Origin of the sequence: Methylophaga sp. UBA3613, assembly GCF_002375415.1 — a bacterium.
Classification (GTDB): Bacteria; Pseudomonadota; Gammaproteobacteria; order Nitrosococcales; family Methylophagaceae; genus Methylophaga.
In genome coordinates this window covers 57,738-83,850 of record NZ_DFLS01000013.1, presented here as the reverse complement: position 1 = coordinate 83,850, position 26,113 = coordinate 57,738, and the positions used below count along the sequence as shown (strand labels likewise).

Annotated in this window: 19 protein-coding genes; 16 read left to right on the top strand and 3 right to left on the bottom strand. The window is 47.3% G+C overall.

What is annotated here, in order from left to right; genetic code table 11:
- Positions 1–46 precede the first annotated feature (46 nt).
- From B3S93_RS14650 to B3S93_RS14640, 3 genes are read left to right on the top strand one after another with little or no spacing between them, the layout of a single operon-like run.
- Entirely contained in the window at positions 47–1,048 is a 1,002-nt protein-coding gene (locus B3S93_RS14650; RefSeq protein ID WP_292402947.1) for a FecCD family ABC transporter permease, read from the top strand.
- Between the two features lie 7 nt (positions 1,049–1,055).
- Positions 1,056–1,817, top strand: a complete 762-nt coding sequence (locus B3S93_RS14645) for a heme ABC transporter ATP-binding protein (RefSeq protein ID WP_292358187.1) — start codon at positions 1,056–1,058, stop codon at positions 1,815–1,817.
- 60 nt (positions 1,818–1,877) lie between these two features.
- Entirely contained in the window at positions 1,878–3,662 is a 1,785-nt protein-coding gene (locus B3S93_RS14640; protein ID WP_292402944.1) for an ABC transporter ATP-binding protein, read from the top strand.
- A 306-nt stretch (positions 3,663–3,968) separates the two neighbouring features.
- Here B3S93_RS14640 and ilvD read toward each other — a convergent pair whose 3' ends face one another.
- Positions 3,969–5,822, bottom strand: coding sequence for a dihydroxy-acid dehydratase (ilvD, locus tag B3S93_RS14635; RefSeq protein ID WP_292402941.1), 1,854 nt, complete (start codon positions 5,820–5,822; stop codon positions 3,969–3,971).
- 122 nt (positions 5,823–5,944) lie between these two features.
- On the opposite strand from ilvD, the gene argA reads away from it, so the two are divergent.
- A complete protein-coding gene (argA, locus tag B3S93_RS14630) occupies positions 5,945–7,240 on the top strand; it encodes an amino-acid N-acetyltransferase (protein WP_292358193.1) in 1,296 nt (431 codons plus the stop codon).
- Positions 7,241–7,248: 8 nt separating this feature from the next.
- Here argA and B3S93_RS14625 read toward each other — a convergent pair whose 3' ends face one another.
- Positions 7,249–7,752 carry an RNA pyrophosphohydrolase gene (locus B3S93_RS14625; protein ID WP_292358195.1) on the bottom strand — a complete coding sequence of 168 codons (504 nt, stop codon included), beginning with the start codon at positions 7,750–7,752 and terminating at the stop codon, positions 7,249–7,251.
- A 148-nt stretch (positions 7,753–7,900) separates the two neighbouring features.
- Between B3S93_RS14625 and B3S93_RS14620 the strand changes: the two genes are divergently transcribed.
- The 3 genes from B3S93_RS14620 to B3S93_RS14610 all read left to right on the top strand — a co-directional run bounded on the left by B3S93_RS14620 (position 7,901) and on the right by B3S93_RS14610 (position 11,396).
- Positions 7,901–8,557 carry an HAD family hydrolase gene (locus B3S93_RS14620; protein WP_292358197.1) on the top strand — a complete coding sequence of 219 codons (657 nt, stop codon included), beginning with the start codon at positions 7,901–7,903 and terminating at the stop codon, positions 8,555–8,557.
- A 46-nt stretch (positions 8,558–8,603) separates the two neighbouring features.
- Positions 8,604–10,046: an Asp-tRNA(Asn)/Glu-tRNA(Gln) amidotransferase subunit GatB gene (gene gatB, locus B3S93_RS14615; protein WP_292402938.1), complete on the top strand. Its 1,443-nt coding sequence runs from the start codon at positions 8,604–8,606 to the stop codon at positions 10,044–10,046.
- 207 nt (positions 10,047–10,253) lie between these two features.
- Positions 10,254–11,396 (top strand): FIST signal transduction protein, encoded by a 1,143-nt coding sequence (locus B3S93_RS14610; RefSeq protein ID WP_292402935.1) that lies wholly within the window; start codon positions 10,254–10,256, stop codon positions 11,394–11,396.
- A 25-nt stretch (positions 11,397–11,421) separates the two neighbouring features.
- On the opposite strand, the gene gshA is transcribed toward B3S93_RS14610, so the two are convergent.
- Positions 11,422–12,696, bottom strand: coding sequence for a glutamate--cysteine ligase (gene gshA / locus B3S93_RS14605; RefSeq protein WP_292358202.1), 1,275 nt, complete (start codon positions 12,694–12,696; stop codon positions 11,422–11,424).
- Positions 12,697–12,974: 278 nt separating this feature from the next.
- Here gshA and pilG point away from each other — a divergent pair, with 278 nt between their 5' ends.
- The 9 genes from pilG to mch all read left to right on the top strand — a co-directional run bounded on the left by pilG (position 12,975) and on the right by mch (position 26,105).
- The gene (pilG, locus tag B3S93_RS14600; RefSeq protein ID WP_292358204.1) at positions 12,975–13,382 is read left to right on the top strand and encodes a twitching motility response regulator PilG; all 408 of its coding nucleotides are present in this window, start codon (positions 12,975–12,977) and stop codon (positions 13,380–13,382) included.
- 6 nt (positions 13,383–13,388) lie between these two features.
- On the top strand, positions 13,389–13,760 hold the full coding sequence (gene pilH, locus B3S93_RS14595) for a twitching motility response regulator PilH (RefSeq protein ID WP_292358206.1): 372 nt from the start codon (positions 13,389–13,391) through the stop codon (positions 13,758–13,760).
- Positions 13,757–14,305, top strand: a complete 549-nt coding sequence (locus tag B3S93_RS14590) for a chemotaxis protein CheW (protein ID WP_292358208.1) — start codon at positions 13,757–13,759, stop codon at positions 14,303–14,305. Before pilH ends, B3S93_RS14590 begins: the two co-directional genes overlap by 4 nt.
- A 24-nt stretch (positions 14,306–14,329) precedes the next feature.
- A complete protein-coding gene (locus B3S93_RS14585) occupies positions 14,330–15,592 on the top strand; it encodes a methyl-accepting chemotaxis protein (protein ID WP_292358210.1) in 1,263 nt (420 codons plus the stop codon).
- Positions 15,593–15,620: 28 nt separating this feature from the next.
- Positions 15,621–21,347: an Hpt domain-containing protein gene (locus B3S93_RS14580; protein WP_292402928.1), complete on the top strand. Its 5,727-nt coding sequence runs from the start codon at positions 15,621–15,623 to the stop codon at positions 21,345–21,347.
- A gap of 22 nt (positions 21,348–21,369) precedes the next feature.
- Positions 21,370–21,855, top strand: coding sequence for a chemotaxis protein CheW (locus tag B3S93_RS14575; RefSeq protein WP_292358214.1), 486 nt, complete (start codon positions 21,370–21,372; stop codon positions 21,853–21,855).
- A 9-nt stretch (positions 21,856–21,864) separates the two neighbouring features.
- Complete coding sequence (locus tag B3S93_RS14570) at positions 21,865–23,808, top strand: transglycosylase SLT domain-containing protein (protein WP_292402926.1); 1,944 nt, start codon at positions 21,865–21,867, stop codon at positions 23,806–23,808.
- Between the two features lie 9 nt (positions 23,809–23,817).
- Positions 23,818–25,059 (top strand): multifunctional CCA addition/repair protein, encoded by a 1,242-nt coding sequence (locus tag B3S93_RS14565; RefSeq protein WP_292402924.1) that lies wholly within the window; start codon positions 23,818–23,820, stop codon positions 25,057–25,059.
- Between the two features lie 62 nt (positions 25,060–25,121).
- A complete protein-coding gene (mch, locus tag B3S93_RS14560) occupies positions 25,122–26,105 on the top strand; it encodes a methenyltetrahydromethanopterin cyclohydrolase (protein WP_292358220.1) in 984 nt (327 codons plus the stop codon).
- Positions 26,106–26,113: the final 8 nt, after the last annotated feature.

The following is a 26,113-nucleotide window of genomic DNA, read 5'->3' as shown; positions in this document are numbered from 1 at the left end:
ATATTTACCAGCCCGACCGCAGGGTTGGCGACGTGGTGTCTGGCCAATGTTTTGCTTGTTACTGCTGGCAAGTATTTTGTTATCAATCATCCTGGGTCCAATGACCTTGCCTGCAAAACAAAGCTTATTGAGCATAATAGATCAGTTTCTCGGCAGTGAACTGAGTCAATTAAATGCCTTTCAAACGGCCATTATCTGGGAGTTACGCTGGCCAAGAACACTACTCGCTCTATTTATTGGTGCTTTATTAGCCCTCTGCGGTGCCGTCACCCAGGGACTATTCCGTAATCCGTTAGCTGACCCCGGCATTATTGGTGTCTCTTCCGGGGCAGGACTTGGCGCGGCCATTGCCATCGTGTTGTTACCGGCTTCGCTCAGCTATCTGACGACTCCGGTCGCTGCATTTCTTGGCGGTTTGATAACCACCTTACTGGTTTATCGGCTGGCACAATCACAGAATGGTGGTACCTCGGTATTGATTCTATTGCTAGCTGGCGTTGCCATAGCGGCTTTTAGCGGGGCGATTATTGGTTTTATGACTTATATTGCCAATGATATGGCTTTACGCGAGCTGACCTTGTGGGGTATGGGTACGCTTAACGGCGCAAACAGTACATCTATCTGGTTATCCGCAATGACCTGTCTCTGCCTATTGGTGTTTTACCAAATCCAGGCACCGGCATTAAATGCCTTTCTGCTAGGTGAAGCCGAAGCCCGCCATCTGGGCATCCATGTTGAGAAATTAAAGCTGCAATTGATCGTGGTCACAGCCATCGGCGTAGGTATTGCTGTCTCAGCCACCGGCATTATCGGTTTTATCAGTCTGGTGGTACCACATCTGGTTCGCATGACCATGGGCCCGGATCATCGATTATTACTGCCATTATCCGCACTGACCGGAGCAGTATTGTTACTGATGGCAGATATTGGTGCCAGAGTATTGCTGGCTCCTGCCGAATTACCGGTAGGCTTGGTGACCGCATTAATCGGTGCGCCTTTCTTTGCTTTTTTGCTAATCCAGCAACGTAAACGACTCAGTACGTTATAACCCGCCTATGCTCACTATCGAAAATCTGCTTATTCAACAGGAACACCGCCAAATTCTGAATTTGCCAATAGCCAGTTTGGTTTCTGGCGAGTTCATTGCGGTGTTAGGTCCTAATGGAGCTGGTAAATCCAGTTTAATCAAAGCCATCTGTGGTGAATGGCCCGCCAGTCAAGGCCAGATATATCTGCATGGCAACTCTTTAGAACACTGGAACAGAGAATTACTGGCCAAACACCTGGGTGTATTGCCTCAAGCCAGCCAGTTATCTTTTCCATTTAAAGCGCAGGAGGTCGTTGCGATAGGTTCCACTCCCCTTAGCCTGAGTCTCCGTGAGATTAATTATGCAGTTCAAAAGTGGATGCAGGCAACGGATACCTGGCAATTTGCTGACAGGCTTTATACAAGCTTATCAGGCGGGGAACGACAACGGGTACAATTGGCCAGAGTATTATTACAACTGTCGCAGGCAGAACGGGCTCCATTGTTATTACTGGATGAACCAACATCAGCGCAGGATCTTGGACAGCAACATCAGTTATTGAATTTGGTAAAATCGCTTTGTCAGGAAAATGGTTTTGCGGTGATCAGTATTTTGCATGATGTGAACCAAGCAAGTCGTTATGCTGACAAAGTGTGGCTTTTAAAACAGGGGGAACTCGTCGCCCAGGGCTCACCACTGCAGGTGCTTCAACCTGAAACAGTAATGAAAATATGGGGTTATCAACCGGAGCTGTTTTTTAACAGCCAGGGCCAGCAGATACTGGTCTGAGGAGGGTAAAGTCACCGTTAAATTGCTGCCTATAGACCCTAACTGAATTGACTAACATCCATGAGCACAGAAACCAGCTATCAGCTTAAAGGCATACTCAAACAGGCGTTGAGTTATAAAAAGCATCTGATTAAAGCCAACCTGATCGCGCTGTTTGCCACTCTCTGTGCAGTTCCTGTGCCCTTATTGTTACCGATCATGGTGGATGAAGTCTTACTGGACCAACCCGGTACCGCCGTGGCGTTTATCTCTTCGTTTACGCCCGAGCACTTGCACGGTCCAATTCTCTTTATCAGCGCCATGTTAATTCTTACGCTGGTATTACGTTTGGCCTCATTGGTTTTAAATGTATTGCAGTCACGCTATTTCACCATCATTGCCAAACGCATTACCTTTCGAATTCGCCGTCAACTGATCAAACGGCTGGGAAAAATCGCCATCAGTGAATATGAAACCCGTGGCAGTGGTGGCATATCCTCGCATTTTGTCACCGATATTGAGGTGATTGATAATTTTATTGGCAATACCATAAGCCGGTTTATCGTTGCAGTGCTGAGTATTATCGGCACCGCCGTGATCCTGCTGTTTCTGCACTGGCAACTGGCTTTATTGATTCTGTTTATGAATCCCCTGGTGATTTATTTCACCATGCGTGTGGGGAAACACGTCAAAAATCTGAAAAAAAATGAAAATACGGCGGTTGAGGTTTTTCAGCAGAGCCTGACTGAAACGCTAGATGCCATTCAGCAGATCCGTGCCGCCAACCGAGAAAAACATTATTTTCTGCGAGTTATCGATCGGGCTCGCGGAGTCCGCACCCATGCCACTGACTATGCTTGGAAAAGCGATGCCGCCAATCGTATTTCTTTTGTCATATTCCTGTTTGGGTTTGATATATTTCGCGCGGTAAGCATGTGGATGGTGGTGTTTTCCGATTTGAGTATCGGTCAGATGTTTGCCGTGTTTGGCTATCTGTGGTTCATGATGGGACCGGTACAGGAAGTGTTGAATATCCAATATGCCTTTTATGCTGCGGGTGCCGCGGTTTCTCGTCTAAACAAATTGTTTTCGTTAAAACAGGAAGTTGTTTATCCGGCCAAAACCAATCCGTTTATCGAAGGCCAGGCCAGCAGTATCCGCATTGAAAATCTGCATTTCAGTTATGACGAAAATAATCCGGTACTCAGCGGTGTTTCGCTGGAAATCAAAGCCGGTGAAAAAGTGGCTCTGGTGGGCGCCAGTGGTGCCGGTAAATCCACGCTGGTCAATGTGTTATTAGGCTTGTATCCGGCCGATAAAGGCATGGTGTATTTCAATGATGTGCCGGTCAGCGAGATAGGGCTGGAAGGGGTCCGCGAGCATGTCGCAACCGTATTACAACATCCTGCATTGTTTAATGACTCGGTGCGGGAAAACATTACACTGGGACGTGATTATCCCGATGCAGCAATCTGGCAGGCGATAAAAACCGCGCAGATTGAGGATGTCATTCAGGCCATGCCAAAAGGACTGGATACACTGGTTGGCCGTTCCGGCGTTAAGCTCTCCGGCGGCCAACGCCAACGCCTTGCCGTCGCCAGAATGGCATTAATGAATCCCAGTGTGGTGGTGCTCGATGAGGCTACTTCAGCGCTGGACAGCAATACCGAGCATCATCTGCATATCGCCTTGGCGGATTATCTGAAAAACCGCACCACCATCATCATTGCTCATCGCTTAAGTGCTGTTCGGCAAGCCGATCGTATTGTGGTGTTTGATGGTGGTGAAATCATTGCCGATGGCGATCACGACAGCCTGATTCAGGAACACGGCATTTATCAGAAACTCTATGCCCAGCAGATTTGATTTCAAAACCACAAAATAACCACAGAGGCACAGAGGGCACAGAGAAAGCTTTCGGGAGTATGTGGTTATTTTATCCGCAGATTACGCAGATTTTCGCCGATTCTTAATATGTATCAGCAAGCTATTAGCTTGCTGATACATAAATATTATTTCTAACCGGCCCTTTAAGGATTTGCTTGTCAGTTGTCTAATCTCTGAAAGACATAATAAACATTAAGAAAAACGGCTAATTAATCTGCGTAATCTGCGGATATATTTTTTAAACCTCTGTGCCCTCTGTGTCTCTGTGGTTAATATCTTAAATCCTCAGCGGCGTTTCAACTGCTCCACATCACGTACCGCGCCTTTGGCAGCAGAGGTCGTCAAAGCGGCATAGGCCTGCAATGCAAGGCTGACTTTACGTTCACGGTTAACCGGTTTCCATGCCATCTCACCACGTTGTTCCATCGCGATACGTCTTTCCGCCAGCTGGGCATCGGTTAAGTCAACATTGATGCTGCGATTAGGGATATCAATGTGAATCATATCGCCCTCTTCGACCAGACCAATATTGCCACCTTCTGCCGCTTCTGGGGAAGCATGGCCAATAGATAAACCGGAGGTACCACCGGAGAATCGGCCATCGGTCAGCAATGCACAGAGTTTGCCAAGTCCTTTGGATTTGAGATAGCTGGTCGGGTAAAGCATTTCCTGCATACCCGGTCCGCCTTTCGGCCCTTCATAGCGAATCAGCACAACATCACCAGCCTGAACCTGTTCAGTCAGAATGGCGGTCACTGCATGATCCTGCGATTCAAAAATACGCGCCGGACCAGAGAATTTCAGTATCGACTCATCCACACCAGCAGTTTTGACGATACATCCCTCTTCGGCCAGATTGCCAAACAACACTGCTAAGCCACCGTCTTTGCTGTAGGCATGCTCAACATCGCGTATACAGCCCTCTTCACGATCCAGATCCAGAGAAGGCCAGCGGCAGTCCTGACTAAATGCGGTCTGCGTTGGTATTCCGGCAGGACCGGCCAGATAACGTAATTGCGCAGGCTGGTGATCACTGCGTGCTACATCCCACAAAGCCAGCCCTTCGGCCATCGTTTTGCTGTGCACTGTTGGTACTTCGGTATGTAACAATCCACCAGCAGCCAGTTCAGACAAAATGCCAATAACACCACCGGCACGATGCACGTCTTCCATATGATATTTATTGGTAGCCGGGGCTACCTTGCAAAGATTCGGGATCTTGCGGGACATCCGATCGATATCCGCCATGGTGAAATCCACTTCACCCTCATGCGCAGCAGCCAGTAAATGTAGAACGGTGTTGGTTGATCCGCCCATCGCGATATCTAAAGCAATCGCATTTTCGAATGCCGCTTTGCTGGCAATCGCCCGGGGTAAGACATCTTCTTCATCATTTTCGTAATAACGTTTTGCCAGATCGACGATACGACGACCTGCTTCCAGAAACAGTTCGCGGCGATCCGCATGTGTCGCCAGTAAGGAACCGTTTCCCGGCAATGACAAACCAAGCGCTTCTGTCAAACAGTTCATTGAGTTGGCTGTAAACATACCCGAGCACGAACCACAGGTTGGACATGCACTGCGTTCTACCTGAGCAACATCTTCATCACTGACATTGTCATCTGCCGCCTGCACCATGGCATCGACCAGATCAAGCTTGACATCCTGCCCGGCCAATTTGGTTTTACCGGCTTCCATCGGGCCACCGGAAACAAACACTACCGGAATGTTCAAGCGTAATGCTGCCATCAGCATGCCGGGAGTAATCTTGTCGCAGTTGGAGATACACACCAGCGCATCAGCACAATGCGCGTTAACCATATATTCAACAGAGTCGGCGATTATTTCACGCGAGGGCAGACTGTAAAGCATGCCACTATGCCCCATGGCGATACCGTCATCGACCGCAATGGTGTTGAATTCTTTCGCAACACCGCCGACCCGTTCGATTTCACGCGCGACTAACTGCCCCAGATCTTTCAGATGCACATGACCCGGAACAAACTGTGTGAATGAGTTCGCAATCGCTATAATAGGCTTGCTGAAATCATCATCCTTCATGCCCGTAGCTCGCCATAAAGCACGGGCGCCCGCCATATTACGGCCAGCAGTAGAAGTTTTTGAACGATATTCAGGCATTAATACTCTCCAACTGAAATTGAGACTGACGGACGCTCTGCCACAGCGGAACTACATCAGTTTAACCACGAGATTTTACACGCAACTTGGCAAGCGTGGTGAGACTACGATAAAAAGACACTATGAATTCATCATCACAACAACCTGCTGACGCCCATTTCGCGACCACAACCTCGTGGTTCAGAGCGGCTGCGCCCTATATTCATGCCCACAGTGGCGCGACTTTTGTTATCGCTTTTGATGGCGAAACGGTCGCAGCCGATAATTTTGATCATCTGATTCATGATCTGGCCATTCTCAATAGTCTGGATATCCGACTGGTTTTGGTATTCGGTGCCCGGCCACAAATTGAAGCGAAATGTGAAAAGCTTGGTGTAGCAGTGAAATATCATCAAGGCTTAAGAATTACTGATGATGCCAGCTTGCAAATTGCCCGGGCCGTAGTGGGTGACTTGCGTATTGCCATTGAATCAAAACTTTCTTTTGGTCTGCCACATACCCCAATGGCTGATTCACGGATTCGCTGTGTCAGTGGAAATCTGGTTACCGCGAGACCTGCTGGCATTATTGATGGGATTGATCTGGGACATACCGGTGAAGTCAGAAGAATTGATGCCGAAGGTATTCAACAGCAATTGACCAGTGGCAATCTGGTATTGCTACCGCCTTTGGGATATTCATTAACCGGTGAGATCTTTAACTTATCAGCGGAATCAATCGCAACCGCAGTGGCTACCCGGTTACAGGCTGACAAACTTATTTTTATTGGTCAGAGTAATGAAAATTTACCGCGCGAAATAACCATCCAACAAGCCAGGGATTATGAGCATCCTTCGCTTAATGCTGCCGTTACCGCCTGTAAAGCTGGTGTTAGCAGGGTCCATTTACTGGATCGTTCTGTTGATGGGGCTTTGTTGCAGGAATTGTTCAGCCGGGACGGGGTCGGCACATTGATCAGTGCGACGTCTTTTGAAACGACCCGTCAGGCAAATATTGATGACGTTGGCGGTATTCTGGAACTTATGCAACCGCTTGAACAAAGCGGTGTATTAGTCAAACGCTCACGGGAATTGCTGGAACGGGAAATTGACCATTTCACCGTGATGGAGCGCGACGGCACTGTCGTTGCCTGTGCGGCGTTATACCCCTACCCGGAAAACAATGCGGCTGAACTGGCCTGTATGGCAATATCATCTGATTACCGCCATCAGGGTCGCGGCAAACAGTTATTAAATATTCTGGAAAAACAAGCCAAAGCCGCCGGTTGGGACACGTTGTATGTACTCACCACACAAACAGCACACTGGTTTATCGAGCATGGCTTTCAGCCGTCTGCAATCAGTGATTTACCGATGCAAAAACAGGCTCTGTATAACTATCAGCGGAATTCCAGTGTCTTTCGTAAACAACTGGTTTAGCCAGATGATCAATCGCGGTTGCCGGCGCGTTTGCGATACTCTGGAAATAACAGCGGCGCGAATTCATGCAGGGCTTTTTCATATACTCGGCGTTTAAAAAACACAATTTCCTCAACCGGAGTCCAGTAATCTACCCAGCGCCAGTCATCAAACTCTGGTTTTTCATGCAGATCCAGCCGCACATCGGTTTCATCACCGGTAAAGCGCATCAGAAACCAGCGTTGCTTCTGTCCGATACATAAAGGCTTGTTACCGTAGCGCAGATAACGCTTCGGTAGCCGATAACGCAGCCAGCCCCGCGTGGTTGCAATCAACTCAACATGCTCACGGCCCAGACCAATCTCTTCCGTAAGTTCACGGAAAGCAGCCTGTTCCGGTGTCTCGTTGATTTTTATGCCGCCCTGGGGAAACTGCCATGAGTCATGCTGAGCACGTTGCGCCCACAACACCTGGTTGAGATCATTGCAGAGGATTATCCCCACATTGGCTCTGAAGCCATCTTTGTCTATCACGGTTCAATCTCTCACCGGGGCAACGGTAAGCAATGGCCGCCGGCACAATAATTTATTTAATAGGTTTAGATTAGTGAATGAGACATGAGGATGCAACGCATTTTGTCTTACAATAGGCGCTCATTTTATCGGGACATGACCAGTTACAATGGCTTTAGCAATATTTGATTTAGACAATACCTTACTCGGCGGTGACAGTGATTATTTGTGGGGGCGCTATTTGGCGGAAAATGCCATAGTGGATCCGCAGAGTTATCACGACACCAATCTGGCCTTTTATAACGACTATCAGTCGGGGCAACTCGATATAAATGCTTTCCTGCAATTTGTGTTTGAGCCTCTGGCTAAAAACAGCATGAAAGATCTGTTGGCATGGCGTGCAGATTATCTGCAACAGAAAATCCTGCCGATTATTCTGCCAAAAGGCCTTGAGTTGATTGAACAACACCGCCAGCAAGGCGATACGTTGTTAATCATCACCGCAACCAATAGTTTTTTAACGACACCTATTGCAGAACTATTGAAAATCGACAATCTGATTGCGACTGATCCTGAAATGCTGGATGGACGCTATACCGGAAAAGTTTTCGGCGTACCGTCATTCCAGCACGGTAAGGTAGAACGTCTGCAACATTGGTTGGATGAACATCAGCAGGATCTTGCAGGAAGTTATTTTTATAGCGATTCGCATAATGATCTGCCGTTGCTGGAGCAGGTCGATACACCAATCGCCGTGGATCCTGACGACAAACTGGCCGAAGTTGCGCGACAACGTGACTGGAAAATCCTCAGTCTGCGTGAATAATTGCTACAATTCGGGGTTTTAATCACTTAAATTCAGGCCGTCAATTATGGAATGGGAAGTTGTTATCGGGTTAGAGATCCACGCCCAGCTTGCAACCAAATCAAAAATTTTCTCCGGAGCAGCGACTGCTTACGGCGCGGCGCCAAACACTCAGGCGTGTGCCGTTGATCTGGGTTTACCGGGTGTATTGCCGGTGTTAAACAAAGAAGCAGTGCGCATGGCCGTTAAATTCGGCCTTGCCGTTGATGCTGAAATTGCTGACCGCTCAGTTTTTGCCCGCAAAAACTATTTTTATCCTGATTTACCTAAAGGCTACCAAATCAGCCAGTTTGAATTGCCAATCGTTGGCAAAGGTCAAATCAGCATTGAAATGGAAGACGGCAGCGAGAAAATTGTCGGCATTACCCGCGCCCACCTTGAAGAAGATGCCGGTAAGTCCCTGCACGAGGATTTTCATGGTCAGACCGGTATCGATTTGAATCGTGCTGGTACACCATTACTGGAAATTGTTTCCGAGCCGGATATGCGCAGCGCTAAAGAAGCTGTGGCCTATATGAGAAAAATTCATTCTCTGGTGCGTTATCTGGAAATCTGTGACGGCAATATGCAGGAAGGTTCTTTCCGTTGTGATGCCAACGTATCCATTCGCCCCAAAGGTCAGGAAAAATTCGGCACCCGCGCTGAACTGAAAAACATTAATTCATTCCGCAATGTTGAGCGCGCTATCAATATCGAAATTGAGCGGCAGATTGATGTGATCGAATCTGGTGGTACAGTCGTTCAGGAAACCCGTCTGTATGACGCCGATAAAAATGAAACCCGCTCCATGCGCAGCAAAGAAGAAGCTAACGACTACCGTTACTTCCCAGATCCGGACTTATTACCTGTGGTACTTGATGAAGGACTGCTGGAACAGGTCCGTGCTACGTTGCCCGAATTGCCAAATGAAAAACGTGATCGTCTGATCAGTGAAATGGGCTTATCCAAATATGACGCCAGCGTGCTGACCAGCAGTCGTGAACTGGCCGATTATTTTGAAGCGGTGCTGGCGGCGACAGGAAATAAAGATCCTAAACAATGCGCCAACTGGGTAACCGGTACTCTGTCCGGCGCGCTGAATAAAGCTGGTCTGGAAGTCACCGAATCTCCAGTATCTGCTGAACAGCTTGGCAGCGTTTTATTACGTATTCAGGACAACACCATCTCTGGCAAAATTGCCAAACAAGTATTTGAAGCCATCTGGAATGGGGAAGGCGCTGACGCCGATGCGGTCATCGAATCCAAAGGTCTGAAGCAGGTCACCGATATTGGTGCCATCGAAGCGATGATTGATGAAGTGATTGCTGCTAATCCGGAACAGTTACAGCAATATCGTGACGGTAAAGAGCAGTTATTCGGCTTTTTTGTAGGACAGGTGATGAAAGCCTCAAAAGGCAAAGCCAATCCCGCTCAGGTCAACGAGATCCTCAAACAAAAATTGGCTGGTTAAGCTTTTTACAATGAACTCGAAAGCCCTGACGCAGGATAGGTGCTCAGGGCTTTTTTATGTGCCAGATTTGTGCAAATCAGTTCACATTTTGGATTAAGCTACTCCCAGTATTCGACAATCTGATGTAGTATCGGCTGATGTTTTTTGAACACGCATAACAAGGATGCTAATGATTCATTTAAAATTCAGGATGTTGGGCCTACTAAAATGAAGTTTGTACAGGAACATTTACCTACCAAAACCGGTTTGAACAAACTCTCCTCAACATCGGCGTTGAGTGATGCAAACTGGGTCCTGGTCTTCGGCTCGGTTAACCGTTTTAGCGAACGTAACTTCGCCAGTCAATTACAGAAACGCTATCCCAAAGCGCAGATTATCGGCTGCACCACCTCCGGTGAAATTACCGGTGACGGCGTGTTCGATGATAGCGTGCACATCACAGCCATGCAATGGCAGAAAAGCGAGCTACGCTTTATCTGTAAACCGGTGAACAGCATGGAGCAATCACATGCATTAGGTGCGCAGATAGCCAACGAATTAGTCGCGCCAGATTTGAAAGGCGTGTTTGTCCTCAGTGACGGTCTGAACGTAAACGGCTCGGAACTGGTGGAAGGTCTGCAGGAAGTACTCCCTAATACCCCGATTACCGGCGGACTGGCTGGCGACGATGCCAAATTTACCAAGACCCTTTTACTGAATAATGATCAAATCAAGGATCGCATTGTGATTGCCGTCGGCATATACGGTAAAGATGCCATTGTAACCAGTGGAGCACTGGGAGGCTGGAAACCTTATGGGCCACCTCGACGCATTACCAAAGCCATCAAAAATGTGGTTTATGAAATGGACAATAAACCCGCCTTGCCACTTTACAAAATGTATATCGGCTACTACGCCAGCGAATTGCCCTCTTCGGGTCTGAATTTTCCGTTTGCCATCATGGATGATAAAAACGTCAATGTGATTCGAACATTGCTGTCGATTAACGAAAAAGAGAACAGCATGACTTTTGCCGGCAACATTGCTGAAGGCTCAACCGTCCGTTTTCTCAAATCTGATCACGATCAACTGGTTGCTGGTGCCAGTGAGGCCGCGAGACAGATTTTATTGAAGAAAGTGGATATTAACGATAAGGCATTAGCCATCTGTGTCAGTTGTGTTGGACGCAAATTGGTGATGGAAGATCAGGTTTCAGATGAAGTCTATGCGGTGCAGCGTCTGCTGGGGATGCAAACTGGCATTACCGGTTTTTACTCTAATGGCGAAATCTGCTCCGGAGAAGATGATAGTCACAGCCTGTTGCATAACCAGACTATGACTATCGCCTATTTAAGCGAACATAACTCCTGAGACTAAACTGGCATTGGCATAACGCCTATGCCAGTTCTCTTGCAGCGGCGAGCAGGGCCAGCCGGGCAATCACACCGTAAGCATAAAAGCGATTAGGTTCTGCATCAGGTTTGTCAAATTTATCCGGTGTAATACAGGATTGGGCAAACGCCAACGGTTCGAAATGCATACCTGGAGCATTGAGGTTCTCATCCACGCCTCGCCCGGTGTGCACACGATAAAATCCGCCGATAACAAAGTGATCCATCATATAAATTACCGGCTCAGCAACCGCTTCATCCTCTCCCAGCGTTTCGAAAGTATAGACTCCTTCCTGAATCAACACGTTATCCACCACCAGCCCCTCTTTGGCTGAGGACATCTTGGTACGCTGTTTACGGTTCAGGTTCAATAATTCGTCTGCACTTTTCACCATCATAATGCCCATTCCATAGGTACCTGAATCGGCCTTAAGAACCACAAACGGCTCTCTGTCTATGCCGTATTGATCGTATTTGTTCTGTATAGCGGTTAGCAGTGTATTGACGTTACGTGCCAGACATTCCATGCCATTACGTTCCATGAAATTGACTTCACCACATTGCAGACTCAGTGGTGAAACCAGCCATGGATCAATGCCAATCTGTTCAGCAAATGCATGGGCCACCATCGCATAGTGGGTAAAATGATCTGACTTTTTACGGGTTGACCAGCCGGCTTTCAATGGTGGTGCCAGCTCCTGTTCCAGATTTTCCAGAATCGCTGGTTGCCCGCCTGACATATCATTATTCATTAACACCAGACAGGGAGAGAAATCGCCAATGGCAACTCGATTACCCTGACGCTCTAATGGTGAAATTTCACAGATTTTGCCCGAAGGAAGCTCAACCGTTATCGGTTCCTTAATATCATCGCGCAAACTGGCAATACGTGCTTCCAGACCGGCTTTTTCGAAAATATCCCTTAAGGTTTCTACACTTTCAAGATAAAAAAGATTTCGTGTGTGGTTTTCCGCAATAATCAATACCCGCCGGGCTTTGGGACAAAGTCTTTCAACAGCTGCCTGTGCAGCCTGCACACATAGCGGCATAAAAGAAGGATTCAGGTTATTAAAGCCTGCAGGAAATAAATTGGTATCAACGGGCGCCAGTTTAAAACCGGAGTTTCGCAAATCTACCGAAGCATAAAAAGGCGCCGGCGTTTTTAGCCATTGCTCTCGCAACCAGCACTCGACATCGGCCTGCCGCTCCAGTAAATGCGCTTCCAGTTCCAGTAAAGGCCCGTTCAGGGCAGTAGTAAGGTGCGGTACGGCTGATGTCATGATGAACTCTCTGAATCAATAAAAATGAGGATGACGGGGTTAGAGTCTGTTTATCTCTCATCGCCGACAGTGGTGTCAATGAAAGATTAACAGAGCCTAGTTACTGTGATATGGGACACAGATCGGATATTTCAAGTCATACATACTCTGCCATGCGTTTATAAATGAGGGAATAACAGACCTTAACATCGAAAGTAGTCACTAGCCTGACGATCAAAAATGGGTTATCTTCAAGGCTGATTTTAATCGAATGTTTCAGGCTGTAGGTACAAATGACCGTGAGTGAGACTTTATCAGAATTTTCAGGCCTTAAGGTGATGGTCATCGATGACAGCAAAACGATTCGCCGCAGTGCCGAATCCCTGCTGCAGAAAGCAGGTTGTGAGGTTCTTACCGCGGACAATGGTTTTGAGGCGTTGCCTATAATCAGTGGGCAGCATCCCGATATCATCTTTATCGATATCATGATGCCGCGTCTGGATGGCTATCAAACCTGTGCCTTAGTGAAAAACAATCCTAAATACCGCGATATTCCGGTGGTAATGCTATCCAGCAAGGATGGATTGTTTGACCGCGCAAAGGGGCGGGTTGTTGGCGCAGAACAGTATCTGACAAAACCTTTTACCCGCGATGATTTACTGGATGCGATACGGACGCATTTGTTCGACAAAAACAAGGACGCTTAGGTTTATATGGCTTTAATCTTAATAGCCGATGACTCGCCAACTGAAGTGTATGTGTTACAGAAAATGTTGGAAAAAAATGGTCATGAAGTGATTGTGGCCACAGATGGTGAGCAGGCAGTTGCAATGGCGCAATCTCAAATGCCTCAATTAATTTTGATGGATGTGGTTATGCCCGGTTTAAATGGTTTCCAGGCGACTCGCAGATTAACGAAAGACGCCGCCACATCGCATATTCCAATTGTTATTGTGTCCTCCAAACATCAGGAAACTGATCGTATGTGGGGCATGCGACAAGGCGCCCGGGGCTATCTTGGAAAACCCGTCGCCGAGAATGACCTGATAGTACAGATTAACGAATTAGTGGAAATCTCAGCATGACCACGATGGACAACCCGGCAGATATCATTGCCACCCTTAAGGATATTGAGCGACGCAGTCAACAGCGTATGGCGGGCTTATCGCAGCAGGATAATATGGAGGGCGCCTGGACAGCTATCGGCTTCCGTCTGGAAAATTTACATCTGCTTATTCCCCTCAGCCAGTCCCGAGAAGTTTTCCCGCTACCACTACAGATTACCCCTGTTCCTAAATCACAGCCCTGGGTCGTTGGCATAACCAGCCTGCGTGGCGATCTTTTACCGCTAATCGATTTGAACCTGTTTTTGCATGGTAGCTCTAGCCCACCGGATAAACGCAAACGCGTTATTGTTTTGAACCATCCTGAGTTTTTCACTGGATTGATAGTGGATGAGGTTTTCGGTCTAAAACATTTCCAACGCCAACCTGAACCGGCAGATGCAAGACAGCACTTACATCTTAAACCGTATCTGCAGGGTCGACTTTACCAGCAAGAAACCTATTGGCACGTATTCAGCCTGCTTAAACTGGCTGAAGACCCAAAATTTTTGAATGCAGCCGCTTAACGATTTTATTTCAGGACATGCCCTATGAATGCCACCAGTAAACTGTTTTTTTCTTCGCTGCTTAGCGGCAAAAATCTGTTTTACCTTATCTTGATAATTCTTTTCAGTGGCTTGACGCTCGCCGGTATCTGGTTATTGGTGTCCGGACAATATGTTCTGGTTTATCCCGATCCACTGGTAACAGCTGCAGTCAGTGGTCTTAGCGTCATTTTGGCGGTGATATTCGCGTTGATGGTGGCGTATCAACCATTGCGTAAAATCAAACAATCCATGGATGAAATGGAGTTACAGAACCGCCATAACCAGGATGCGATTTTGCGCCTGCTGGATGAAATGGGCGATCTGGCCGATGGTGATCTGACCGTCACCGCGACCGTCACGGAAGACATTACCGGTGCGATAGCCGATTCCGTGAACTACACTATCGATGCATTACGCAGCCTGGTAGCCCAAATCAACTCAACTACCTTACAGGTTGCTTCTGCAGCACAGGAAACCCAGGCTACGGCCTTACATCTTACCGATGCCAGTGAACATCAGGCGCAACAGATTTCCGAAGTCAGCTCGGCCATTACCCAAATGGCAGCTTCTATCGAACTGGTGTCTGAAAACGCCACACAGTCTTCTGAAGTTGCGAAACAATCGGTAAGTCTTGCCGTACAAGGTAATGGTGCGGTGAAAAAGGCTATTCATGGAATGGACACCATTCGCGAACAGATTCAGGAAACATCCAAGCGGATGAAACGTCTGGGAGAAAGTTCGCAGCAAATCGGTGAAATCGTTGAACTAATCAATGACATCGCAGAACAAACCAATATTCTGTCCTTGAATGCGGCGATTCAAGCCGCTATGGCCGGTGAAGCCGGTCGTGGTTTTGCGGTAGTTGCCGATGAGGTTCAGCGACTGGCGGAACGTTCAGGCAGTGCCACTCGCCAGATTGATGCGCTGGTACGTACCATTCAAAGTGACACCAGTGAAGCCATCAGTTCCATGGAACAAAGTACCGCTGAAGTGGTTTCCGGAGCACGCCTGTCGCAGGATGCCGGTGCCTCGCTGGAACAAATTGAAACCGTTTCTCAGCAATTAGCCGAACTGATTAACAATATTTCCAGCAATGCAAAACAACAGGCTACAGCAGCGATTGGGACTTCAGAAAATATGAGTGTGATTCAGGAAATCACCATGCAGACGTCAACCGGTACCAATGAGAGTGCGGCGGCGATCGGCAGACTGCTTGAACTGACAAATGAACTGCGTAAGTCAGTCTCTGGTTTCAAATTACCCTGATGCAGCCTGAGCTGGTGGAGAAGCGACTATGACCCAATCCAGAGGCAACTACAATGCTCTGACATGGCTGCAGGATGAATTGCAGAAGTCTCTCGCTGCGTCATTACAATCGGTTCAGACCTATATTGATGATCCGCAACAGTCAGAATCGCTGAGCCGTTGTGTAGAGCATCTTTATCAGGTGAACGGTACGCTGGAAATGCTCAATCTGGACGGCGCACAGATGCTTGCGGCTGAAATGCAGTCCATTGCGGGTTATATGCGTTCATTCCCGGATGATAAACAAAATTCAGCATTGGAAACGTTAACCCGTGGCTTGATTCTGTTGCCGACGTATTTACAGAAAGTGAATGAGAAGTTTCCAGACAATGCTTTGTGTCTGCTGGACTCAATAAATGAATTAAGACTATTGAGAGATAAACCCGCTATTGCTGAAACCGATGTGTTTGCCCCGGATTTATCCATCAGCCTTCCGGACAGTATTGCCCCTAACCCGGCTCACACCGCTCCCCCACTAGAGCTGGAAAGACATAAAATAGCGCACGTATTTCAACACTTGCTGTTGACCTGGATGCGCGAACAGGACGATAAAAGTCTGCGTAAGATGCGGGGCATTCTGCGACATTTACGGCTGCAATGTTTGCAGGAAAAAACCGCGCTGTTCTGGTGGGTCGCTGAGGCTCTGCTCGAAGGTCTTGCACACCGAGGCATCCGCGATGATTCCAGCGCCAAACAACTTATTGGCAAAATGGCTTCGCCAATTCGACTGGTCTGTGAAGGTGATGAGAATTCATTACTGGCCGGTTATCCTGAAACCCTGCTGAAACAGTTACTGTTACTGGTTGCCCGCTCAAGCAGCTATGGCCCTTTAGTTACCGGAGTAAAAGCGCATTTTGGGCTGACCTTCTACGATCAGGCTTCACAATTAATTGGTCACAGTGACGCAGCATTACAGGAAGCGCAAAATGCTCTGCTCGAGCAACTTGAAGAACTGAAAGAGCGTATCAGTCAGTTTGATACGGCCGAAGACCAGGCCGATGAGGCTGTAAACGATATTAGTCTGCAACTACTGAGCATGGCGGATACGCTGACACTTTTACAACATCAGACGCAAAGTGATTTTTTACATAAACAACATACAGCACTGCAGAAATGCCTGGCGACTGATAAGTCCTATCACGATCAACTGACCAGTCTGGCTGATGACTTATTGCAAATCGAAGCCTTACTCAGAAAAACCGATGCCACAGACGCGATTCATCGTCAGTTACAAAAAACCGTATTAACCGAGTGCCTTAATGAGTTGGCCAGTGTTAAAGAACTGTTGATTCTTCAATCAAATCATCAGGCGGACAATGATGAAACAACTCAGCAAAACCTGGCAAATAGCCTAAACATGCTGGCCGGCAGTCTCGATGTCCTGGATATCGGTAAAGCATCACAGCTGTTTTCATCATTGGCAACTAAGTTCAATGATGATGCTTTATCGATTAATACTCCCAAAGCTCAACAGGATATGGCCGAAATATTAGCGTCGGCAGAAATCTATCTGGAAAATCTGCACCGAACCGGTCAGGCCGATGAAAATATTCTGCAAACAGCTCTTAGGACGTTGCAAAATTTTGGGCAAAGCATTGAACAAACTGATGAATTGCAGCTATCCGAGATTAATTTTTCTGCCGATAAGTCCAGTGAGGATGATGCTAGTGCTGAAAATGAGAAGTTAAGCTCGGTTGATTTGTATATCAAAGCGCTCGAAGATAACACAGCAGATATTGACGCCTCTCAGCTCAGCATCGCTCCACCGGATCAGGAATCTTTTGCAGCGCAAGACATCAGCTACTCAGAAGAACAAGTTGAAGCGTTAGAGCTGCCTGAGATTAATTTTTCTGCTGAAAATTCCAGTGAAGCCCCCGCTGAAAAAGCTGAACCTCTGAAATTGAGTTCTGTCGATTTATATATCAAAGCGCTTGACGACAGGGAAACTGATACTGAAACTTTGCAGTTCGAAGATTTCAAGCCGTCTGTTGTAGACCTCAGCGAGGATGTCCCTTCAGATGAACCATTGGAGTTAGAGGATTATCAGTTAACGGACATCCACTTTGATCAGGAAGAATCCGAGGCCGCCAAATCAATTGCTTTTGAAGAACCAACATCTTTTTCTGCTGAAGCTGCCGACTCCTCCGAAAGTAGCAATAACTATATCTCCGGGAATTGGCAATTTGAAGAGCATATTAATCCTGAAATCGCTGAAGTTTTTGTTGAAGAGGCCAATGAAGTTTTAGACGATTTGCAGCAACTACTGCCTATTTGGAGTGAAACTCCGGAAAATGGCGATCTGCCAACCATCCGCCGTCATTTTCATACCCTAAAAGGCAGCGGGCGGATGGCTGGTGCAACTACCATTGCCGATATGGCACAAGCAGTAGAACATTTATTAAATCAGATTTTAGAAGATGCTTTACCTGTTTCGGATGAAATCATGGCGTTAGTCATGGAAGCCGTTCCGGAAGTTAACGAGTGTTTACATTTATTCACCCAGGCACAATCTGATTTCACTGAATCTGCAGCAGCATTAACCATACTGGCCAAACAACTCACTGAACAGGAAAGTGTGTTGGATAGTGCAGATGAAGAGGACGAAGACAAAGCTTTACGAGACATTTTCTATCAGGAAGCAGAACAGCACCTGCAAAACCTATTTGCTGAAACAGCTGTTTTACAAGTCGGCAAAGTCATTAATAAATCCATGCTCAGTGCAGCGCATTCTCTCAAAGGCTGTGCCAACATTGCCGGTGTCAAACCCGTCGCCATCATTGCCACCCAGCTCGACCAGACTTTCCGTAATCTTTACCACCAGCAACAAACGTTCACTGAAGAATCAATCAGCGAATTGAATGACATCGTCATGGAATTGAGTCAGTTGTTGCAGGCTGTGAAAACAGGGGAAGATGAGCCGGATATTCGCTTGCTGGATCGGCGAATTTTTGAACTTTGTCCGCAAAAGTCAGAACAAAGTCACACTGCGCGACTGGACCCGGAACAGTTGGTCAGCTTCCTTGAAGAGACTGATGCCCTCCTTAATGAGTACAGCCAGCAACTTGCTGCATGGCAGCAAACGGATAGCGAGCCTCCCCTAGCGTTACAACAGACGTTAAATACGCTCGCAGAAAATGCCGAAAATAGCGTACTGCCTCAACTGGCAGCCCTTTATCAGTTAATGCAACGCCTTATCTCGCATCCTCAAAGCCGAAGCGAGAATTTAAAAGCCCTGCTTGATGAAGCGTTGGAAATTGTTAATGATCAGATTGAGGCGCTGATACAGCATAAGACACCAGCCGATTTCACCCTCTTCCGTGAACAGATTCGTGCCACTTTGACAGCTTTTGACAGTGTTTCCACGGTTGAGGTCGATCCGGAAATTCTGGAAGCGTTTACCGAAGAAGCTGCTGAATTATTAGTATCAACTGATCGTGCTATTAAACAATGGCAATCTGAGCCGGAAAATCCAGCAGGCCCTATGCAGTTGCAACGTGATTTGCACACCCTAAAAGGTGGTGCAAGACTGACTGCAACCATGGCTATGGCGGATTTAACTCATCAGATTGAAACATTGGTGCTGTCCGTTACCGACCAGCAGGAAACGCCGGACGATGGTTTTTTCAGTTTGCTGCAACGCTGCCAGGATCGGCTGACCGAAATGCAGGAACAGCTGGCGAACCGGTCTGACATTCCCGCAGCCAATGATTTACTGCAGGAAATTCAACAGTATTCGGGATATGTACCGGCAGATATTGATAATAGGGATACGTTGCCGCAATCAGCTTCGACTGTTGAGCAACTTCCCGCCGAAACCAGCAGCTTTAATAAGGCTCCAGCTGATACCGCTAAATCCAGCAGCTCACAAAGCTCTGAAAAAATCAGGGTACGAGCTGACCTGTTGGATTATTTGAGCAATTTTGCCGGTGAAGTCAGCATCACCCGCGATCAGGTAACCCAGCAGCATGGTGTCATGCATCAGCAGCTTGAGGAAATGGAAGAAACCGTTTCCCGCTTACAAGAGCAGTTACGCAAACTGGAAATAGAAACCGAAACCCAGATCCTGTATCGCTATGAAGACACTGTTCAGGATACCAACACTGAATTTGATCCATTGGAACTGGATCGGTTTTCGACTATCCAGCAGTTATCGCGCAGCCTGACCGAAACCGTTAACGACTTGAATAATATCAGTCGTTCAATGGGTAACCTGATGCGTGAAACCGATATTTTGCTACTGCAGCAATCCCGGCTGAATACTGATTTACAGCAGGGTTTGATGCATACCCGCCTGCTGCCATTTAATTCGATAGTGCCGCGTCTGGAACGGATAGTCCGTCAAACCAATAGTGAATTAAATAAACAGTCCCAATTACTGGTCAGTGGCGCAGATTTGGAACTGGACCGTACTATCCTGGATCGGCTGGTGGCACCGATAGAACATATTCTTCGAAATGCTATCGCTCATGGGCTGGAAACTGCCGACGAACGTTCACAACAAGGAAAACAGCAATCGGGTCGGTTACAGATCGACATGCAACGTGAAGGCTCGGAGGTCGTCATCACCATAGCTGATGATGGTCAGGGGCTGAATATTGAAAAAATCAAACAGCGCGCTATCGCACAAAACCTGATTGATCCAAATAACATTCCTAATGAACAGACACTGATCCAGTTGATTCTGACATCGGGGTTCAGTACTGCCGACACTATCTCTCAATTAGCCGGTCGTGGCGTCGGTATGGATGTTGTCAGTAACGAAATCCGGGCACTGAAAGGTCGTTTATCAATCAGTTCACAACCTGGTAAAGGCACTCAGTTTCACCTGCGGCTGCCATTAACTTTGTCGGTTATGCAGGCATTGTTGATTTCGGTTAATCAACAGCAGTTTGCTGTGCCGCTATCAGCTGTCAACGCCGGTGAGCGTATCAGCATACAGCGTATTGGCGAATTGATGGCTCAGCAGAAGCCTACCTATACTTTCCATGGCGAAAATTATGACTTTATTCCACTCGGAAACCTGCTTGGTCAGCCTTTAAACCTGCTGGAAAATCTGTCGCACCAAATGCCGTTACTGTTATTCCGTAGCGGTGATATCAAAATTGCCCTGGCCATTGACAGTATTGATAGCAATCGGGAAATCGTTATCAAATCAGTCGGACAGCAGCTCGGACAAATCAGTGCGATCAACGGCGCAACTATCCTGGGGGACGGTCGGGTTATTTTTATCCTGGACATTCCAACACTAATCGAGGATTACCAGGCCCCCTCAGGTACAACTAACCTGCAGCAGGCCAGTGAGAGCTTTAAGCAAATCGAAGAAAATCGTAATCCACTGGCAATGATTGTGGATGATTCAATTACCATGCGTAAAGCAACGGAAGGCCTGTTAACCCGTCTTGGCTTTGACGTGGTGACAGCGAAAGACGGTGTTGATGCACTGGCCCGATTATACGAACAAACACCCGATATCGTGTTGCTCGATGTGGAAATGCCTCGAATGGATGGCTTTGAATTCGCCTCGATTATTCGTAACGATTCGCAATTCAAACACTTGCCAATCATTATGATCACTTCTCGTACCGGGGATAAACACCGTCAACGCGCGATGAGCATTGGAGTGAATGCCTACCTTGGTAAGCCCTATCAGGATGATGAGTTGATTATTTCGATGAAACAACAACTCGCCTATAAATATCCTAACGAAAAGCGTTGAGAAAAACTCACAAAAGGCAATTATGCAGAAAGAAAAAGATTTTATTCATTGCATGTTGATTCCATTACGGCAGCATTATTTATTGTTACCGAACCCAACGATTGCCGAAGTTATTCCGCTGCCGCGTCTGACTGATAGTGATATCAACTCATCCTGGTGTATCGGCCAGTTTTTCTGGCGTGATCTGCCATTAGAAGTGATTGATTTGGAAACGCTGATTGGAAGTGGCCAACAAAACAACCGCCAAATCAATAAACTATGTGTGATCAACGGCATCAACAGCGACGCTAAAATCAAACATTATGCAGTTGCCTGCTGTGGCGCGCCTCAACTTATCACCATTAATGAAACTGCTCTGCAACCCACGCATGATATTGTCGATTCGGACTGGCTTCACTGCCAGATTAAGATCGGATCCAATGTCGCTTTTATTCCAAAACTAGACAATATTGAAACTCATCTGCAAAACAGCTTGTCGGGTAATACAATCTCTGACAATTTGCTTTAAGATACCGGCATGAAAAATCAAATTCGCATTGCAATATTGCTGATGCTTGCCGTTTTTTTGCCTATTCAGGCAGTGACTGCAGCATCTGACATCAATCAACAGCGCAAGCTTTATCAGCAAGCCAAAAAAGCGCTGCAAACACATCAGCTGACTCAGTTTCGTCAACTCCAGGATCAACTGGAAGGTTATCCGTTGCAGGAATATCTGGACTATTTATATCTGCAACATCGGATAAACGATACCGAAGCAGCAAACATCAAACGCTTTCTGCAAACTCGTGAAGACAGCTTTTTCAAGGCGCGCCTGCGCGGCGCCTGGCTGGACAAACTGGCAGACAATCAACAATGGCATCAGTATCTGGAGTTTTATCAAGCGCCTCAGTCGGCAGCACGTGAATGTCATTATGCCCGGGCATTAATTGCTACCAATCAACAACAGGCCGCTGCTGAAGCATTCGAAAAACTCTGGTTGGTTGCCGCCTCGCAGGACAAGGCATGTGATGCCGTTTTTCATCATGCAGAACAGCGTGGTTGGTTAACGGATGAATTACGCTGGCAACGGCTGCTACTGGCATTACGCAACCAGCAATTTGCTCTGGCTAACTATCTTGCCAAAACGGTAAAACAGAGTGCAACCGCCCAGGCCTGGACAAAACGCTGGGAAGATATTCATACAAACCCTGTCAGCTTGCTGTCTCAGTTACCGGCCCAGGCACCTGCTCAGGGAGTCTCTCTGGCACAGGATGTTGATATGGCCAGGGAAATTATTGTTTATGGCCTGAAACGTTTAGCCAGAAATGATCCCGCTAAAGCCCACTATCACTGGACACGTCTGGAAAACAGTTATCAGTTTTCTACTGATGAACGCCATGATGTTCAGGGCAGCATTGGACTTTGGGCCGCGTTGGATCGTGACGATAAAGCACTTTATTATTATGGTGATACCCCAAATCATCCATGGCGTGTCCGTGCAGCCTTATGGCAACAAAACTGGCCTGAAGTACAAAAAGCTATCGCCAGCCTGGATGAACAAACACGTCAGGAAACACGCTGGCAATATTGGCTTGCCAGAAGTCTGGCAGAACAGGGCCAACGTACTGAAGCCGAAGCAATATGGCGCACCTTGGTGGATGAGCGTGATTTTTATGCCTTTCTGGCAGCAGATAAAGTTGATGCTGACTATGCGATGAATCACCATCCTATTGTCGCTGAGCCCCAATACAGCGAGTCCATTATCTCCATGGACAGCGTACAACGCATGCGTGAGTTCTATCTGCAGGATGAGTTACTTGATGCCCGACGTGAAGCCTATTTTCTGCAACAAACATTGACTCCACGGGAACTGCAGATTGTTGCCACGGAAACTCATAAGTGGGGCTGGCACAATCAAACCATTGCCTTGTTAGGTACTGCACGCTACTGGGATGCATTGGATTTACGTTTCCCGGTGCTTTACGACACTGAAATGCGTCAGGCCAGTGCTGATGTAGGGGTAGATGCATCGTGGTTACTTGCCATTGCCCGGCAGGAAAGTGCTTTTAATTCCAGCGCGCGCTCACATGCTGGCGCAATGGGGTTGATGCAGGTCATGCCCGCTACTGGTAAACAGGTTGGACGCTGGCTGAATAAGCCTTTAAAGCAGGATTCTGAGCTTTATCATCCGCCGCGTAATATCGAGATAGGAAGCTTTTATATCCGCCGGATGCAGGATCAATTTCAAAACAATCCAATACTGGCCACCGCAGCTTATAATGCCGGACCTCATCGTGTTTTACGCTGGCTACCGGAACAAACCATGCCTGCCGATATCTGGGTAGAGAACATTCCATTTACCGAAACCCGTCGCTATGTTCGCTCGGTGTTCAGTTATGCTGCTACCTATGACTTTCAAAGAAAACAGGCTATCAAGCGAATGTCGGAACGCATGCCAGCAGTACGCCCCAAAAACCCTTAATATAGCGTCATGCGAATATATAAAGTAGGTGGCTGTGTTCGGGATCGCTTACTGGGACGGCCGGTAAAAGATAAAGACTGGGTTGTTGTGGGCAGTACTGTAGAGGAAATGCTGGCTCAGGGATTTCGCCCCGTGGGCAAAGACTTCCCCGTCTTTCTGCATCCCCAAACCCACGAAGAATACGCGCTTGCCCGTACGGAACGGAAAACGGCGCCGGGCTATCATGGTTTCGAAATTCACGCTTCACCAGAGGTTACTTTAGAAGAAGATCTGGCACGACGGGATCTGACTATCAACGCAATGGCTGAAGATGACGATGGCAATGTCATCGATCCATTTGATGGACAAACCGATCTGCATAACAAGACTTTACGCCATGTATCAAATGCCTTTGTTGAAGATCCGGTCAGGGTATTACGCATGGCAAGGTTTGCTGCCCGCTTCGGTTTTCATGTAGCCGATGAGACCAAACAATTAATTCATCAGATGATAGCCAATGGTGAACTGGAACATCTGGTCGCTGAGCGCGTATGGCAGGAGTTGGAAAAAGCGCTATTAAGCAGCCAACCCTCTTTATTTTTTTTCAGCTTAAAAGAAGTCGGCGCATTAAAAACACTGTTTCCAGAAATTGATCGGCTGTTTGGTGTTCCACAGATTTCTCAATGGCATCCCGAAGTGGATACCGGTGTGCATGTGATGCTGGTGCTGGATCAAGCCGCCAGACTAACTGATGATCTGGCCGTGCGTTTTGCCGTGTTATGTCATGATCTGGGCAAAGGAACGACCCCTGCAGACATTTTGCCAAGTCATAAAGGGCACGAACAACGCAGTATCGCATTAACCCATACGTTATGTGAACGTTTACGCGTACCACGTGAGATCAGCAGTCTGGCACTAAAAGTCGCTGAATTTCACACACATTGCCATTTACTTTTTGAATTATCAGCGCGTGAAGTATTAAACGTAATGGAAGGGCTTGATGCGTTTCGCAAACCGCAACGATTTTCACAATATCTCTTGGCTTGTGAGGCCGACTTTCGAGGACGTCCTGGTTATGAAAACACTGATTTTCCCGAAAAAGTCGCTTTTCAGGCCTGTTTTGATGCTGCATCAGAGGTAAGCGCAGCACCTTTTGTTAATGAGGGATTGCAGGGTCCAGCTATTGCCTCGGCCATGGCAGAACAGCGATGCAGAATAATCGAACAGGTACTTAAACCATTTTGTAAAAACACCGATGGAAAAGTTAGCTGATCATTACAGCGCCCAATGCATAACGTATACTATTTTCATTTTTTATCAGACAGGATCTTTTCATGAGCAGTCAAATCTCCGCCAACTGGACCAGTGTTAACGCCGCCAGTAAGCCACTGGTTGATAAATTAATCGACAATGCTCAAGCCCTGCAATTGGAAATCAGTCATTTATCCAATGGTACACGCGTCGTTGATGCAGGTATCAATGCCACCGGTGGTCTGGAAGCGGGTCGACTGATTGGTGAAATCTGCATGGGTGGACTGGGTACCGCAACTCTCGGCAGTACCAGCGGTTTTAGCGATTGGCCATGGTCAGTGAATGTTCATGCAAAAACGCCGGTATTAAGTTGTCTTGGCAGTCAATATGCGGGTTGGAGTCTTTCTCATAAAAGTGAGGATGTGAAATTTTTCGCCCTGGGCTCCGGGCCAGGTCGTGCACTTGCTGCCCGTGAAGAGTTATTCAAGGAATTTGGCTATCAGGATAAAGCAGATTCAACGGTTATCGTGCTGGAAGTAGATAGCATGCCACCCGTCGAAATCGCCGATAAAGTTGCTGATAACTGTGGTATCAAACCTGAAAATCTAACGTTAATTCTGACCCCAACCACCAGTCTGGCAGGGGTAATGCAAATTGCCATTCGTGTACTGGAAGTGGCCATGCATAAAGCTCATACCCTGCACTTTCCGATGGATAAAATTGTGGATGGTTTTGGAACCACGCCTGTCGCACCACCCGGTGGTGATTTTATGACCGGCATGGGCCGTACCAACGACGCTATTCTGTATGGCGGTACCGTGCATCTTTTTGTGGACAGCACCAATGATGAAGCACAAGATCTTGCCAAGAAAATGCCCAGCAATACATCGTCTGATTACGGCCGTCCGTTCGGTCAGATTTTCAAATCGTACGAATATGACTTTTTCAAAATTGATCCGATGCTTTTCAGTCCGGCAAAAGTCATTATCACCAGCACCCAAACCGGGAAAAGCTTCACTGCTGGTGAATTGAATGCTGACTTATTGAAGCAATCCTTCGGACTTTAATGATTGAC

Coding starts and splice junctions, on each gene's coding strand:
- B3S93_RS14650 (WP_292402947.1), top strand. CDS start 47: ATGTTTTGCTTGTTACTGCTGGCAAGTATTTTGTTATCAATCATCCTG.
- B3S93_RS14645 (WP_292358187.1), top strand. CDS start 1,056: ATGCTCACTATCGAAAATCTGCTTATTCAACAGGAACACCGCCAAATT.
- B3S93_RS14640 (WP_292402944.1), top strand. CDS start 1,878: ATGAGCACAGAAACCAGCTATCAGCTTAAAGGCATACTCAAACAGGCG.
- ilvD (WP_292402941.1), bottom strand. CDS start 5,822: ATGCCTGAATATCGTTCAAAAACTTCTACTGCTGGCCGTAATATGGCG.
- argA (WP_292358193.1), top strand. CDS start 5,945: ATGAATTCATCATCACAACAACCTGCTGACGCCCATTTCGCGACCACA.
- B3S93_RS14620 (WP_292358197.1), top strand. CDS start 7,901: ATGGCTTTAGCAATATTTGATTTAGACAATACCTTACTCGGCGGTGAC.
- gatB (WP_292402938.1), top strand. CDS start 8,604: ATGGAATGGGAAGTTGTTATCGGGTTAGAGATCCACGCCCAGCTTGCA.
- B3S93_RS14610 (WP_292402935.1), top strand. CDS start 10,254: ATGAAGTTTGTACAGGAACATTTACCTACCAAAACCGGTTTGAACAAA.
- gshA (WP_292358202.1), bottom strand. CDS start 12,696: ATGACATCAGCCGTACCGCACCTTACTACTGCCCTGAACGGGCCTTTA.
- pilH (WP_292358206.1), top strand. CDS start 13,389: ATGGCTTTAATCTTAATAGCCGATGACTCGCCAACTGAAGTGTATGTG.
- B3S93_RS14590 (WP_292358208.1), top strand. CDS start 13,757: ATGACCACGATGGACAACCCGGCAGATATCATTGCCACCCTTAAGGAT.
- B3S93_RS14585 (WP_292358210.1), top strand. CDS start 14,330: ATGAATGCCACCAGTAAACTGTTTTTTTCTTCGCTGCTTAGCGGCAAA.
- B3S93_RS14580 (WP_292402928.1), top strand. CDS start 15,621: ATGACCCAATCCAGAGGCAACTACAATGCTCTGACATGGCTGCAGGAT.
- B3S93_RS14575 (WP_292358214.1), top strand. CDS start 21,370: ATGCAGAAAGAAAAAGATTTTATTCATTGCATGTTGATTCCATTACGG.
- B3S93_RS14570 (WP_292402926.1), top strand. CDS start 21,865: ATGAAAAATCAAATTCGCATTGCAATATTGCTGATGCTTGCCGTTTTT.
- B3S93_RS14565 (WP_292402924.1), top strand. CDS start 23,818: ATGCGAATATATAAAGTAGGTGGCTGTGTTCGGGATCGCTTACTGGGA.
- mch (WP_292358220.1), top strand. CDS start 25,122: ATGAGCAGTCAAATCTCCGCCAACTGGACCAGTGTTAACGCCGCCAGT.